This is a genomic window from Enterococcus sp. C53 (assembly GCF_040887425.1).
Lineage (GTDB): Bacteria > Bacillota > Bacilli > Lactobacillales > Enterococcaceae > Enterococcus_B > Enterococcus_B hirae.
Genome location: NZ_JBFOFT010000001.1, coordinates 160,638 through 176,437, shown reverse-complemented (window position 1 = coordinate 176,437; position 15,800 = coordinate 160,638). Strand labels below are relative to the sequence as shown.

Annotated in this window: 12 protein-coding genes and 1 pseudogene; 1 reads left to right on the top strand and 12 read right to left on the bottom strand. The window is 34.6% G+C overall.

Annotation, left to right across the window (positions count from 1 at the left end):
* Positions 1-20 precede the first annotated feature (20 nt).
* From AB3I42_RS00860 to AB3I42_RS00840, 5 genes and pseudogenes are all read right to left on the bottom strand, one after another.
* Positions 21-1,193, bottom strand: coding sequence for an SIS domain-containing protein (locus tag AB3I42_RS00860; protein WP_010738369.1), 1,173 nt, complete (start codon positions 1,191-1,193; stop codon positions 21-23).
* A 12-nt stretch (positions 1,194-1,205) separates the two neighbouring features.
* Positions 1,206-1,937: a GntR family transcriptional regulator gene (locus AB3I42_RS00855; protein WP_010719963.1), complete on the bottom strand. Its 732-nt coding sequence runs from the start codon at positions 1,935-1,937 to the stop codon at positions 1,206-1,208.
* A 254-nt stretch (positions 1,938-2,191) separates the two neighbouring features.
* Positions 2,192-2,380, bottom strand: a pseudogene (locus tag AB3I42_RS00850) (transposase); the annotation flags it as partial.
* Positions 2,381-2,720: 340 nt separating this feature from the next.
* Complete coding sequence (locus tag AB3I42_RS00845) at positions 2,721-4,124, bottom strand: hypothetical protein (protein ID WP_081122978.1); 1,404 nt, start codon at positions 4,122-4,124, stop codon at positions 2,721-2,723.
* 100 nt (positions 4,125-4,224) lie between these two features.
* A complete protein-coding gene (locus AB3I42_RS00840) occupies positions 4,225-4,479 on the bottom strand; it encodes a hypothetical protein (RefSeq protein WP_220379638.1) in 255 nt (84 codons plus the stop codon).
* Between the two features lie 191 nt (positions 4,480-4,670).
* Here AB3I42_RS00840 and AB3I42_RS00835 point away from each other — a divergent pair, with 191 nt between their 5' ends.
* Positions 4,671-5,360 (top strand): hypothetical protein, encoded by a 690-nt coding sequence (locus AB3I42_RS00835; protein ID WP_010719971.1) that lies wholly within the window; start codon positions 4,671-4,673, stop codon positions 5,358-5,360.
* Between the two features lie 542 nt (positions 5,361-5,902).
* Here the strand turns inward: AB3I42_RS00835 and AB3I42_RS00830 are convergent.
* The 7 genes from AB3I42_RS00830 to sufD form a co-directional block, all read right to left on the bottom strand.
* Positions 5,903-7,627, bottom strand: coding sequence for a DUF6119 family protein (locus tag AB3I42_RS00830; protein WP_181933626.1), 1,725 nt, complete (start codon positions 7,625-7,627; stop codon positions 5,903-5,905).
* A gap of 323 nt (positions 7,628-7,950) precedes the next feature.
* Positions 7,951-10,626: an AAA domain-containing protein gene (locus AB3I42_RS00825; RefSeq protein ID WP_081122976.1), complete on the bottom strand. Its 2,676-nt coding sequence runs from the start codon at positions 10,624-10,626 to the stop codon at positions 7,951-7,953.
* Between the two features lie 100 nt (positions 10,627-10,726).
* A complete protein-coding gene (locus tag AB3I42_RS00820) occupies positions 10,727-10,966 on the bottom strand; it encodes a hypothetical protein (protein ID WP_010738376.1) in 240 nt (79 codons plus the stop codon).
* A gap of 454 nt (positions 10,967-11,420) precedes the next feature.
* Complete coding sequence (gene sufB, locus AB3I42_RS00815) at positions 11,421-12,812, bottom strand: Fe-S cluster assembly protein SufB (RefSeq protein ID WP_010738383.1); 1,392 nt, start codon at positions 12,810-12,812, stop codon at positions 11,421-11,423.
* Positions 12,813-12,816: 4 nt separating this feature from the next.
* Positions 12,817-13,287, bottom strand: coding sequence for a Fe-S cluster assembly sulfur transfer protein SufU (gene sufU / locus AB3I42_RS00810; RefSeq protein WP_010738384.1), 471 nt, complete (start codon positions 13,285-13,287; stop codon positions 12,817-12,819).
* Positions 13,274-14,509, bottom strand: a complete 1,236-nt coding sequence (locus AB3I42_RS00805; protein WP_368022197.1) for a cysteine desulfurase — start codon at positions 14,507-14,509, stop codon at positions 13,274-13,276. Before AB3I42_RS00805 ends, sufU begins: the two co-directional genes overlap by 14 nt.
* Positions 14,506-15,795, bottom strand: a complete 1,290-nt coding sequence (gene sufD, locus AB3I42_RS00800; RefSeq protein ID WP_010738386.1) for a Fe-S cluster assembly protein SufD — start codon at positions 15,793-15,795, stop codon at positions 14,506-14,508. The genes AB3I42_RS00805 and sufD overlap by 4 nt, the downstream gene beginning before the upstream one ends.
* Positions 15,796-15,800 lie beyond the last annotated feature (5 nt).

Genomic DNA, 15,800 nt, shown 5'->3' with positions numbered 1-15,800 from the left:
TTCTTCCTCCCAGTTTATTTTTACTTATATTTGTGAATCGTTACACCTTTTACAACTCGGTTAACTGTTCCTGTTGGTGACGGTGTATCTGGTTTATTATTCACTTTAATCGATGATAACAAAGCGACTATTTGGGCAACCATGATATAGCTTAGTGCTAAATAGCCATCTGGCAGTAATTCGGCCTCAGTTGTAAACTCGAATTTATCGCCAGTGAAATTCCGTTGCCCTGGTTGAGTAATGGCGAACACTCCGGAAGCGATTTCATCTCCACGCACTTCTTCTAAGACATCCAAGTCGTAATCACGCGTGTAAGGATTATTATTAACAAAACCGAACATGATTGTTTTTTGATTAATAAACGACTTTGGACCATGGCGAAAGCCCATTGATGAATCAAAGATGGTAGCAATTTTTCCGGCTGTCAATTCCAGAATCTTCAATTGCGCTTCCCTTGTTAATCCAGCTAGACTTCCTGAACCAACATAAACAATGCGTTCAAAATCAAGCTGAACGATTTTTTCAATTTCATTTACTCGGGTAATTACTTCATTTCCTAAATTATTTAAAACCTTCAGGTATTGTTGTTTCTTCACTAATACTGTTTGATCGAATGTCAACAAAGCTCCTAAAGTCATGCAGGAAAAGCTACCAGTCATAGCAAAGCCACTATCATTGGAACGTGCTGGCATCAAGAATAAAAAACTATTGGAATCGGATTGACTAATTTGAGCTAGTTTTCCTTCTACAGCACACGTAATTGATAAATGATAGATCGTATCAACCACCTGATTTGCAATTTCAACTGCTGCCAAGCTTTCAGGACTGTTTCCACTCCTCGCAAATGATACAAGTAAAGTTGGTTCTTCTTTAATTAAATACTCTTCAGGTTCTGCGACAATATCAGTCGTTCCAATACTTTCAAAGCTAAATGCTTGGCGATCACCGTTCTTGCGCAAATAAGGAACTAATGTGTCTCCTACATATTGAGATGTTCCTGCACCAGTGAAGATTACACGTGTTCGCTGACCATTTGCCTTTTCTTTAACTATTGCAAGAAAATTATCTAATTCCTTTTGAACTGTTTGATAGTGATCAAGGGTTTCTTCCCAAAGTTCAGGCTGTTGGCGTATTTCGCGAGTCGTGATCTCAGCACCCAGCTGATCCAGTTTTTCTTTTCCTACTGTAAACATGTTTCGATTCTCCTAACTATTTCGAATATGGCGGATCTGATAATGAAATTGATCCGCACGGGCGACACTTAAAGTAAATTCGATAATTTCATTTTTCATATTATAGGTTTGACGTGCTAAATGAAGGACAGGTGCTCCTTCTGAGATTATCAGCTGTTTCGCATCTTCCTTTGAGGCAACACTTGCATATAGCTCTTCATCTGCCAATCGAACGGTCTGATTAAAATCCTCGGAAAAAAGATCATATAGAGGTTTGCTTCTTAAAAGCTGATCATTTAATGATAAGAAAAATTTGACTGGCAAATAGGTATCTTCGATCATAAGCGGTTCCCGATCAGCTATCCGCAATCGACTTAATTTGAAGACTACTTCTCCTAATGAAAGATTCAATTGTTTTGCAATAAATTTGTCCGCTTCAATTTTTTCAAAAGCTAAGATCCGCGTCTCAGCAGTTCTACCTAAACTTTTCATTTGTTCAGTAAAGCTATAGGTTCCTGCTAAATCTGCTACGTTCTTTTTGATATCGGATACAAATGTTCCTTTTCCATGTCTCCGATAAATATAACCTGTATTTTCCAACTCTTTCAAAGCTAATCGAACCGTTGTCCGACTAACTCCGTATTGAGCAGTTAATTCTCGTTCAGAGGGTAATTTATCATGGGGTATCATGTTACTTTCCATCTGATTTTTAAGTAAATCTACCAACTGATGATACAAAGCTTTGTTTTTAAAAGAATTTCCCATAGGTTTCTCCTTCTTTTAAACTGGTTATAACCACAAACTAATGGTAAGATGGTTTTTTTATTTTTGTCAACAAACAATCTGAAAAAAATTCTACAACCGTCTTAAATCGTTGATTTAGCAATAATTATTTTATTGAAATAATAAAACTATCCATTTTTAAGAAATTGTTCCTAGCGAAAATAACAGTCATAAGTGCTGAAATCTGATACCAGTTGAAAAAAATAGGAAATAGAAACCTACTAATCTTAGTATGTTTATTTGCTTAAAAAAGTTTTATCGTGACGAATCATGATTCGCCGTTTGAAATGATAAAAATTTCGTTTAAATACTTTGATAGGCTTGTTTAAACATTCTAGTAATCCGTTTGAGTAATTGTAGCGGAGGGCATTTCGGATCTGTGTCAGAAACTTTCTAAATGTTCGCAAAGTTGTCGTATAGGTTTCGGTTTCTCTGGTTAAATAGCCCCCAAATAGTGAATGATGTCTTTTCTATACCGTTTAAATCATAAAAAAATGTTGGCGAATTTCGCCAATATCAAAAAGTGTAGAATCTAAAAAAGTTTCTGCTTTCGTATAGGTAGTACAACTCTCCATCCAATCTATATATTCTTCCTATCTGTATTTAATCTAGAAAAAAAGAATCAATCCCTTATTCGTTGGGATTGATTCTCTATCCGTCTCTTTTTTAACTTCTGTAGGCAATTTTTGTTTTATACTCTGAATCTTTCAGCTAACCTCACATCAAAGAGCTCCCTTTTTCACTTTTTCTGACTAACTAAATTTGTTACAATTGATTCTCTGTATAATTCATTTCGATAAAACTAGCATTATGGTAGTTGGCATCTAATTTTCTCTGACATAAGTCAAAAAACTGGCGGTTATGGGTGGAAAAGATGATCTGTGTTCCTAGCTTAAATGCAAGGATTCTTAATAGATCAATAAAGGATAATTCATTAAGACTATCTAAGTGTTGGATTGGATCATCCATGAAAATCGTATTCACTTTGTCTGTATTCTCTAGAGCGGTTCCTAGAAAAATACTTAAAGACAATATATTTACTTGGGCAGAACTTAGATATAAAATCGGGGCATCCTCTTCGTCCTCTGTTCGTTTGCACATAATATCCAGTCCTAATTTATCGGGATTTGCTTCATTGATTTTAAAACTAATCTTACGAAAATCAGGGTGAGGTTCGATCATTTGAAAAATCTGATTGACGGTATCTAAGTTAAATGTACTTTTGATTTGCTTTTTGATCTCGGTTAATTTACTGTCTTTTAATTCTTTTAGTTCTTGTACTTTTCTACTTAAGTGGTCATAGATTTTTTTTACTTTTGCTTGTTCGCTTCTTTTCTCTTCGATACCTGTTTCAGAGATAAAATCACTGGTAAGCCCAGATAGTTGACCCAACAGTTGATTTTTTTCATTTAATTTGTAAATAGCTGTAGTCAACTTTTGCTTATTTTTTTCCAATTCTTCTGGTGCAATGATTACTTGGTCAAACAGTTGATAAGATATCTTTTCGATATATTTCCTCCGTACAACGAGCTGCCGAATCTGCTCTGCTTGGATTCGTTGTTCTTCTACTAATTCTGTTTTACTTTTCCCATTTACTTGTTCTAGTCGTTGGTTTTTTTCAGCAATAAGCTTGGTTTCTTGTTCATTGATTTTTTCTAACTCGCGTTTACATTGCCTTTTAAAATCAGAGATAGCAGAAATACCAAGCGCTTCATAAAACGCCTGTTCTTGCTGATAATATTGATACTGTTCGTTTCCTTTTAGATCATTTAAGCTTTTTTTCGCTTGTTGATAATGTAATTCGATCGTTTTGAGCGTATGAGTATTCTTGACATTCAGCTGTTCATTTTGATTGATTTTTTCTTTGATATTTTGGTACTCATTCGTTAATTTTACCAATTCCTCCTGTAGTGACTTTACTCTTTTCTGGGTTTCTTCAGCAATTTTTTCACCGTCAATCCCATATTTTTGGCTGTATTCATTTAACTTGTGCCAGTGTTTCTCATTGGTTAAATACGCTTCTTCTTGTTGTTTTAATTTTAAGGTTACTTGTAACAGATCTTGGTCAAGTTGGTTGATTTCAGTTTCCTTAATCGTTATTTGTATCTGAATCTGTTGTTTTACTCCAGAAACTACATCAGTTAACCGCCTAGTTGATTCATCGATCATTCCTTCTAAGTGGCTGATTTCCTTCGTCAGTTGCTCAATCGGTAAAAGATCTGTCGTACTAGCTTCAATTTTTTGGATGATATGTTGAAATTCTTGATGATCATGGAGACATAATGGACAGACAGACGAAGACGTATCCGTTACGATAGAATAACCTAATTATGATAGATGCCAAATATTCACTAAAATCATTCAAGCAACGAGGTAACAGCATGATGTCAAACTCTTCTAAAAAGAAAGCGGCAATATGTGCGATATGAATCCCTTCAACAATCCCTTGTCGCCCTTCTGACTGAAGTTTCGTAATAATCCCGATCAAAGAACACTTCTCTTCATCTTTACTTTCAACATACACACCTGATCCTGAGCAACCTCGTATGTTCTCATACTCCGTGTTGTTAGACGATCCTATTTCATTGTCCAGTACCAATTTAAAAATATCTGGCTTACTGATTTGAGTTGCCTTTCCTCGATAGTCTGCATCCTTTAGACTTAAATTGTAAGCGAAAACGTTTACGACTATATTATATTAACAGGAGGAATATCATGAAAAAAAAATCATCACTGGTCAGTTTATTAATAGGAATGGTCGCTTTAGCCATCTTTTTAATACCGACCAAAGCAGCACATGCTGACGTCACTGTAACAAACGATTGTACGGACTTTTCAAGTATTCAGGTTTCAGTTAGTGCAAATTCTACAGGAAAGGGTAACACCGACTACTTCAATATCACACCTGGTCAATCAGACTCTTGGAGCAGACTTTCTCGTAGTGGATTTATCTTGGCGATTGTCCATAACGGAATGCTTAGAACCTATTATACGCCAACAAGTGCTTCTTACTCTTATAAAGATGGTAGCCTTTATCAACGAAACAGCTCAACTGAAATCACACCACTGAAAAAAGTAGTCTACTCTGATACAAAAGGAACTAAAATTGTAAATATGGTCAATCTCTCTGATGGAACTGTTCAGGTTGCATTAAGCAAATGGAAAACTGGCGGATATGCAGATTACTTTGAACTTGCTCGTCCAGCTGTAGAGAGCTGGAGCAGAAACAATGATCCAAGAGGCTTTTTAGTTTCAATGAAAGCCAAAAGTGAAATGAATGAATACATATATTATTTACCTAGCATTGAAAATATCGGTGGAAATTATTTAACTATTAAAAACCAAGCAATCCTTGATTGGGATGAAAGAACTCCATTAAAACTTGTAAATGTTATTAAATATTAATTTATAAGCAAATAAACCAAAAGAGACTTAGCCAAAAATTGACGGCTCTATAATTTATGGGACTGAAGAATCAATTTTGATTCTTCAGTCCCATTTTCATTTTTGCTATTAAAAAACATATCGTTCTCTAGTATGATTAAATCATCATAACATAAACAACTGAGAGAACGATATGTTCTATGAATGATTTCAACAAAAAAATGCTAAAATTAATAGATAAAAATTTAACAAAATTCAAATAAAAACTGAGCTAGAATGATGGTCCTTTTGATCCAGATTTGATTTTGTATCATTCATAGTTTTTAAATAAAGAGTAAAAAAAGCCAGTAAAACCTGCCATTAGATATTTCTAGCTAAAAAATTTTAATTTTTGCAGATTATTCCACATTAAAATACCTTCTCAATCAGTCTCATTAACCATCAAATCAAGTAATTAAGAGTCCATATAGTAGTTTAACGAGTTAATGGTTATCAAATTAAAATGATCAAAATCTGGTCATTTTAGATATGTTATTAGGAACAATACTTAATGTAAAAGTCTACTAAAATTGATCTTTTTTATTAACTTGAAGGTCTTTCCCCATATAAATTTTTGGTGTGAAATTATTTTCTAATATTGAACTATACCAATCAACAATCTTTAATTTTAATAGAATTGAACCTATTTGATTGAAGTCAAATTTCTTTTCTTCTGTCATCTTTACATATTTTTTTGTATTTTGTAACCACAACACTGAGGAAATCCTAGAATTTAAAATTTTCTCAATATTTTTTTTCTGAATATGAGGAAATTTACCTTTATCTTCATCTGTAGATGCTTTTCTATCATTATATTTTAATAACTCTTCTTCTACATTAAACTCAGTAATATTTCTTAATAATTGAAGTGATAATATAGATTGCTCAAAGCTATACATACTATTTGATGTATCCATTCCTCTTTTGATTGCTATTAACTCCTTGGTATCCTTTTTGTATACATCTGCTATTTCTATTGGAACTCCGTTGTAATTAATGTTTCTTTGATGTAACTTTATATAATTTTTATTCTCACTTAGTTTTTCAATATACCCACCTTCTCCTTTTAGCCTTCCTTCACCAGAAGAATAGTATATATTAAACTCTTCATTATACTCAATAACTCTATTTATCTCTTCTAATTGTTTTTTTAATAACTCTGAAAATTTATCGTTAAAGTATCCCCAAAATCCTGAATCCAAAGTATATAACATATTATTATATTCTAATTCACAATAAATCCATTCTTTTAATAGACGATTTTCAATTACATGATGTTCATGATTAGTCACTCTAATTTTCAGATCTGTTAAAGAAGTTATTTTTTCATTGTATTTACGAATGTATTCCAGTATAGAACTGTCGTAAGGTTCTATCTCTTCTTTCGTTTCTTTCAAATGCTTACTAACATATATCTCTAAATGGTTATTCTCCGAATATATATTAATCGAATTATTTACTAAGTGTATTTTACTCACGTCCAAAGCTATACCAATTTCATTGACATCATTTACTATTCTTTCTATAACTTCTTCATCCAATGATCCTGATAATTGAGAACTTTTCGCAATCCTTTTCTTTCTAGGTAAAATCGATTTATTTTCTTTTAAAGTTAAAGCTTTATCTACATTTTTTAATAATTCAGATAATTGATCAAATCCTTCTTTACTATTTATATCAAAATTTTTCGGAAAAGATACACCAGTTCCACAGTCAATAGAATTTCCATAAAAACTAAAATCTGGTTTTCCACTTATATAAGCATAGCTTTCACTTGCTTTAGGAAATTCTCCTTGATCTTTCTTATAATTAGTGATACCTTTCATTTTATTTTTTTGAATATAACTCACATTTTTTAAAGTAATATGCTCATTTTTGATGGTCTTTTCAGCAAACTTCAAGCCAAATTCTTCGTCAATAAACTTTTCAAGAACTCTAAATCCTTGACTTAACGAATGTGCATATAAGTTATTCGGAGTTTTTAGTATAATAACTGCATTATATTGATATAAAGTATCATCTATAATATTATGCTCTTTATAGTCTGCTTTACCAACATTAAAGAAACGTAATAATTCAGAAAGCCATTCTATCTGTTTCTTTTCATGACTCTCAAAGAAAAAAAACAATTCTAAATTATTTTTTGGCTCAGTTCTACTTTCTCCTATTTGTATATAACCATTTTCATTAAGTATCCTAGAAACCTCAGAAAAATTATTTGTTCTACATTTAGATAGTATAAGCTTCATTTTTTCATTTCCTTACATCACTTTATTTGTAAATATTAATTCCTATTTTTTAATACAAATATTTCCTTCCCCGAGGAACATCAAATTTCTTTCTTATATAACCCAATGTATTCTTGTAATATTCCATATTTCTTTCCTTTTCTATATTTTTTAAGATTTTTAATTCCAACTGCAGTAATGCTGACAAGTCTTCTTTATTTGATACACCGTAAAACCTCGAATTGACCAATTTCTTTCTCTAATCGGATTCGTCTTATATTGCTAACGATTACATTTTCTTTATAAATAATTTTCCCATAAACTGAGCAACTACTCATTTCAAATTAGGCACCACTCTTATTCATACACTCGTTTAAAAACTTTTTTGTTTTTCTCTCAATGTTTCCTTCAGTTGTCTTCAACCTAAGCAAAGGAATTTCAGCTTTTTCTAAAATAATATTTTTAAGCCTGTCACGTTCTTGCTGCACCTTATCATCATGACTACTTCCATCCACTTCAATCACTCCAATCGGAATCTTGCCGATCTTATAATAAATGACAAAATCACAGCTCGATTTTTGCTTCATGAATTCTATCTCTCTATCAGTAAATGAATTATTTTTAATGGAGACAAGTTGGATTAAATTGATCTGCATATGAAACGTCAAAGAAGCAAATTCATCTGTCCTTAAAATATCCCTCAACAAGGCAGCCATAATCCGCTCAGATTTGAAATATGAGTCCTTTAAATTTAATTGAGTATTTAATTTTTCCAGAGAACGATCATATTCCTTATATAATAAATCGAATGCAGAAATTACTGGACTATCATAGATGTATTGATCAGAGGCATAGTACTTAATATATCTAACTAAAGCTGCCAAACTTTTATTATTCTTTGTAAACACTTGATTACCAGTTACTAAAGTGAATTTATTGATGGCTCTAGAAACAGCTACATTCACCAAATGCGGATTATCAACAAAATCAATCGATGCTTGACTGCTTTTTTTCTTATCCAAAACTGTTGAAAAAATAATTTCTTTACATTCTCTTCCTTGAAATTTATGAATAGTTGCTCTAGCAAACTCTTCTGGTAGATACTTCCCAGCTAAATTCACTTGATTGTTATAAGGAGCAATAAATCCGATGTCTTTCTCATCTGACCAGCCAACTTCCACTAAAGACTCAATTTCCCGCAAATTAGCTCGTTTTCTTGTATGGTTTCCTTTAGATGTGATAATTAGTTCAATGGATGCTTCTCCTTCATCGATAGTCATAGGGATTAATTGATTATTGTAAAATTGCTGATTGCAAAATTGGATAATTTTAGGATGGCATCTATAGTGCTCTTTCAGCAAAGTAATCGGCACTTTCTCTTTAAATACATTGATAAAAGAATCCAGTAAACTATATTTTGTACATTCGTAATCATTAGAAGGCGCCTTGATTTCTGTCTTTTCAGGTATGTGAGGAAGTTGTTTGCGATCACCCACCACAATAATATTCTTTGCACAGCCCAGACTCAAAATCCCCGGAACGATATCTTGCTGTGATGCTTCGTCGATAATGATATAGTCTAATATCGCTCCCTCTGCTATAGAATTAATAATCGAATGTGCACTACTGCCAATCACTGGAAAACGTTTAATAAAATTACTGAACTCTTTTTTATAGCTATCTGCGGTAAAATTTGAATTAGATGGAATTGATTTTGATAATTGTTGCTTGAGAAATTGCATTGATTTATTCGTTAACTCTTCTAATAATTTTTCGAAATTATCCCTATTCAAATCGTTCTTATATTTTTGTAATTGCTGCTCTTTTTGTTGTAACGTTTTTTCATAATAATGAAATTGTAGAGAATAAATAAAATTTATTCGTTCAGTATAAGTATTTAAAAACTTAGTTCTAAATATTCTAAACCCTAGCAATAAGCGGAATCTCTCTTTAAAAGAAAATTTTATTTGAGAAAGATAATTCATATATGCAAGTAAATCAGAAGTTTTCTCTGGACTTAATTTGTATCTTTCGACATCCATTAACTCTACAAGTGTATTTTCTTCATGCCATTCTTCTAAGTACTTTTTCTCAACAAGCAGCTCGCTGATTTCTGCGGTCAATTGCGCTACTTTATTTTGTGTAGCCAGACTTGCTTTCACCTTCGCTAAAATATCATCAATTTCCTTTATAGGAGTAGCTGCAGAATTTGAATTATAACGAGGAACTTCTTTTACCCCTGCAAAGAATTCTGTCCTATTAGTTGAACACCCTAATTTCGCAATAAGGTAGTCTAGTTCTTTTTTAGCCATCTTCTCATACACATTTTCAACTGCTGGATTGTTATTTGAAACAATTGCAACAGATTTTTTATTTATTAAAATATTTGCAATGATATTTAAAATAGTTTGTGTCTTCCCTGTACCAGGAGGACCTTCAATAATACTAATTTGAGAGGAAAAAGCATTTTCAACAGCTTTTAATTGACTCTCATTCAATCCCAAGGGAAAAATCAAATGTTTCAAAGAATTTCTAGCCTCATTTTTACCATAGCAATACGAATGCAACGCTGTTCCTTTGTAAGGAGTGATTTTTTCCAATTGCCTTTCTATATTTTTGGTCATAGTTTTATTTTCTGGACTAGCATTACGAACACGCTCTTTTACAATTTCAGTAAAATAAGAAAATATATCCTCATTTTTCAAATCAGAACTCGAAATAATACTTACTTTTTCTGACTTCATGACATACTTTTTTTGGTCATTTGGATAGTTTACAACAATATACTTATTCCCGTATTCAGTGGCTTTATCTATTTGTTGATAAACATTTTCTTCTTTAGATAAAAGACCTGCATGTATCTCTTTTTGTGGTGTAATTTTACATAAATCTAATGGCTTCCAAAACGATTTACCTGACGGGAAATAAACAGTTACCATTAGTTTATTGTCTTTTTCCCAGAGCTTCCAATCAATTATTTGATTCGTTTTGTCTTGTCCATTCATAGATATGGAAAACATTTAGATCATACCACCTCAATTTCAGACTATATGCTTATTCTAGATTATTGGAAATAAAAGATTTAACTGGAATTCAGAGCCACTCAACTTTTCTGATAACCTATTCTATGGAACTTGAACTATATTTCATTTTTTCAAGTTCAAATGCTTCCATCTCTTGTGCATGTTGTTCTGCTAGACATTTTATACTAATAATAATTGCATTTATTTCATTAATATCTTCTAAACTGATTGAATTTACTATCAATCGTTCATAGGACATCTGGCTTAACGCTGAAAGACAGCTACTTAAACTATATGAATCAGCTACTAATTTATCGAGATCTACATTTTTTTCCATGAGAAATACTCTCCATTCTTTTATCTAGTTAAGGAACGAAACATCATTATAAATTTATATTAGAGCTGTTGCTTATCTTAATTAACTAATTCGGTATTAAAGCTATTGAATTAAATCTTTACTATTAAATAACTGTATAAGCTATCAACTTACGTTTATATAAATGATTAACGTAAGTTGATACTAATTCGTATTAAGTGACTTTCTCGTAGAATTCAGAAATATTAAGTTATATGGATACTTTTCGTTCATGTTAGCATATTCCCCTCAATTATTTTCCTCTTTTTTCAGCTTATTTCATTCAATTTTCTATTTTATCTTGCAAATAATTGATAAAATATTTCATTTTTTCTATAGCATTTACCTTTTAAATCTATCTTCTTTGCAAAGATGACTGAACAAACAAAAAAGCTAGAAACACCCTAAAAAGGTATTTCTAGCTTATGGTATTCATTTAACCCACGGAACCTTCCATCTCATAACTAATCAAACGGTTGAGTTCGACTGCGTATTCCATTGGGAGTTCTTTGGTGAATGGTTCGACGAAGCCCATGACGATCATTTCGGTGGCTTCGGATTCGGTTAGGCCTCGGCTCATAAGATAATAGAGTTGTTCTTCTGAGATTTTTGAGACTTTGGCTTCGTGTTCCAAAGAGACTTGGCTGTTGTGGATCTCGTTGAATGGGATCGTATCGGATTTTGAGTATTCGTCCATGATGATCGTGTCGCATTCAATGTGAGAGATGGAACCGGCGCTGTTTTTAGCAAAGGTTACTTGTCCTCGATAATTAACTTCTCCACCGTCTTTTGAGATTGATTTGGAGACGATGGAGCTTGACGTGTTTGGTGCGTTATGGATCATTTTTGCCCCAGTATCTTGGATTTGGTTTGCGCCAGCAAATGCAATGGAAAGCATCGTGCCACGCGCACCTTTGCCGTCTAGGTAAACACTTGGATATTTCATCGTTGTTTTAGCTCCTAGGTTGCCGTCGATCCATTCGACTGTGGCACCTTCGTAAGCTTTGGCTCTTTTGGTTACTAAGTTATAGACATTGTCTGACCAGTTTTGAATCGTGGTATAGCGACAATAGGCGTCTTTTCGGGTGAAGATTTCAACGATTGCTGCATGAAGACTGTTACTTGAATACGTTGGTGCTGTACAGCCTTCGACATAATGGATGCTGGCTCCTTCGTCAACGATGATCAATGTTCGTTCAAATTGTCCGGTATTTTCGGCATTGATCCTAAAGTATGTTTGTAATGGAACGTCGACTTTTACCCCTTTAGGTACATAAATAAATGTTCCTCCTGACCAAACAGCTGAATTTAAAGCAGCAAGTTTGTTGTCAGTGGGTGGGACTAATTTGGAAAAGTATTCTTTGAATAACTCAGGATATTCTTTCAATGCAGAATCAGTATCGGTGAAGACGATCCCTAATTTTTCAAATTCGTCTTTCATGTTGTGGTAAACGACTTCTGATTCATATTGAGCAGAAGCACCTGCGAGGTATGCACGTTCTGCTTCAGGAATCCCGATTTTTTCAAAGGTTTCTTTGATTTTATCAGGTACATCTTCCCAATCTCGGGCAGGTTTATCACTTGGTTTTTGGTAATATTTTATGGCATTGAAGTCGATGTCTGACAGGTCTGGTCCCCATTTTTGCATGGGCATTTTATTGAATGTTTCTAAGGATTTCAAACGAAAATCTAACATCCATTCAGGTTCACCTTTGATTCGAGACATTTCTCGAACGACTTCTTCAGTTAAGCCTTCTCCTGTACTGAAAACTGGTTCCACATCATCGTGAAAACCAAATTTATATTCTTCTAATTCTGGTACACCCATGTTCTCACTCCTCTTCCTGATGCACGTGATGGAAGGTTGCAGTGCCGTTTTCTTCCATTGCTTTTTCTAAGGCTTTCCAGCCTAATGTGGCACATTTGATTCTTGCGGGAAATTTGGCTACGCCACTGAGCATTGCTGCATCGCCTAATTGGTCGATGGCTTTGACATCTTTTCCTTGGACTAATTGCGAGAAATCAGTGATCAATTGTTGTGCTTCTTCAACAGATTTTCCCATGACAGCATCGGTCATCATGGATGCACTGGCTGTACTGATGGAACAACCGTTACCGTTGAATGCGATATTCTTGATGATTCCTTCTTTGACTTCGACTTGTAATTCGATGACATCGCCACAGGTCGGATTATTCAATTCGATTCGACTGGTTGATTCAGTCAACGTGCCTCGATGATGAGGATGCGAAGAATGATCAAGTATGACCTGGCGATAGAGATTATCTAGTTTAGAGAGTGCCATGTTGGAAAAACTCCTTCGTTGCAAGAATTGCTTCGACTAAACGATCTGCATCTTGTTTCGTATTATAAAAATAAAAGCTTGCTCGTGCGGTCGCTGAGACTTCTAAATAGTTCAATAAAGGTTGGGCACAATGATGACCTGCACGAACAGCGACACCTTCCATATCTAAAGCAGTGGCTACATCATGAGGATGCAAGCCATCTAGATTAAAGGCGATGACCCCTGTACGAGTAGCGGGATCTTGTGGACCATAAATGGTCAACCCATCGATTTGTTGTAGTTTAGGTAAGACATAGGCAATTAATTCTTTTTCATGATCATAGATATTGTCCAACCCAACATTTTCGAGATAATCAATTGCTTGACCTAGTACGATGGCTCCAGCGATATTAGGTGTGCCGGCTTCGAATTTCCATGGAAGTTCTTTCCAAGTACTATCGTACAAGTCGACAAAGTCGATCATTTCGCCACCAAATTCGACTGGTTCCATTTGTTCTAACCATTTTCGTTTGCCATATAAGACTCCGATCCCAGTCGGTCCACACATTTTGTGTCCGCTAAACGCAAAGAAATCACAGTCTAATTCTTGGACGTTGATTGGCATATGAGGAGCGGATTGTGCGCCATCTACGACTAGTACCCCACCTTGCTCATGGACAAGTTTTCCTAGTTCTTTGACGGGATTGATCACACCTAAGACATTTGAAACATGAGCAATCGATACGATTTTTGTTTTGTTAGTGATCAATTGTTTTGCTTGTGCCATGTCTAAAAATCCGTCGGTAGTCAAGTCAATATATTTTAATGTTGCTCCTGTCTTTTTGGCTAATTGTTGCCAAGGAATGACATTGGAATGGTGTTCCATGTAAGAAATTAAGATTTCATCCCCTGCTTGCAGAAACTGTTCACCAAAACTGCGAGCGACCCAATTCAAACTCGTAGTAGTGCCACGAGTAAATAGGACTTCAGCAGTTTCAGCTGCATGGATAAACTTTCTGACCTTTTCCCGAGCGCCTTCATAGGCAAATGTTGCTCGTTCGGCTAAGGTGTGGACTCCTCGATGCACATTGGCATTATCTTGTTCGTAGTATTTTTTTATTGCTTCAATTACTGCTATTGGCTTTTGCGTAGTGGCTGCATTGTCTAAATAAACGAGCGGTTCATCATTGACTTCTTGAAATAATATTGGAAAATCTTCGCGAATGGTTTCTTTCAGAATCATACATTCAACTTCCCTTCAATAACCTCCACTAACTCTTTTCGGACTGCTTCTACTGGAATTGCTGTTAACACAGAGCCAAGGAAGCCTCGAATAACCAATCGTTCTGCTTCTTCTTTATGAAGACCACGGCTCATCAAATAATACATTTCTTCAGGATCGACCCGACCAACACTGGCAGCGTGTCCTGCAGTGACTTCATTTTCATCAATGAGTAAGATCGGATTGGCATCTCCTCTTGCTTTATCTGAAAGCATCAATACTCGACTTTCTTGTTGGGCATCGGCTCCTTTTGCGCCTTTTAAAATATGTCCGATCCCGTTGAAAGTCAACGTCCCTTTTTCTCGGATCACACCATGTTGTAAGATATGTCCGATCGTATGAGGCGCTTTGTTCGTGACACGCGTATCAATTCCTTGGATTTGTTTTCCTGAGCTAATGGCAACGATTTTCACTTCTGCATGGGCGCCTTCGCCAACTAAATCAGAATCAAAATCAGCAATTACATGTCCATCATTCATCACGCCGATTGCCCAATCTACAGAAGCATCACGTAAAATATGACCTCGACGATTGATATAAGAAGTGATATTTTCTCCTAATTGATCGACAGCTGAATATTTGATTTTTGCTCCAGCTTTAGCGATCACTTCGACAATGATATTACCAGAAGCTTTTTGGATTTTCTCTTTGGTCGATTGGAATCGTTCCAAGTAAGAAAACTCACTATGTTCCTCTGCGACGATCAAGACATGTTTAAAGAAATGCTGTGCTAACTTGCCATCTTGGATGAATAAGCTCTCAATTGGCTCATTGATCACGACATTTTTAGGAACATATAAAAACACTCCGCTGTTCATGAAAGCAGCATGTAAAGCGGTCAATTGATCTTCATCCATTTTCACTGCTTTTTCCATATAGTATGGTTTGATTAAATCTGGATGCTCTTGGAGCGCTGTGAAGATATCTGTAAAGATCACGCCTTTTTCCATGAGTTCCACTGGTAATTGTTCAAAGATCGTATTTGTTCCTTCTTGCACCAACACAGGGTTATCCTTCATTACGTCAAACCCAGCTACATTTCCTGTTTCACTAAAGTGGTCTGTGAACTCATGGATATCGAATAATGGCCAGCGATGGAATTTTACACGATCGATCTGAGGAAGTGGTAATTGATTGGCTTTTTCTAACGCTGCTTGACGTAATTGGGTCATCCATTCAGGTTCTCCTTTGCTTAAAGAAAAATTGGTAACTGCGTCAAGTTGGTCGAGCCAGTTCGTTTCTTTCATTTTCC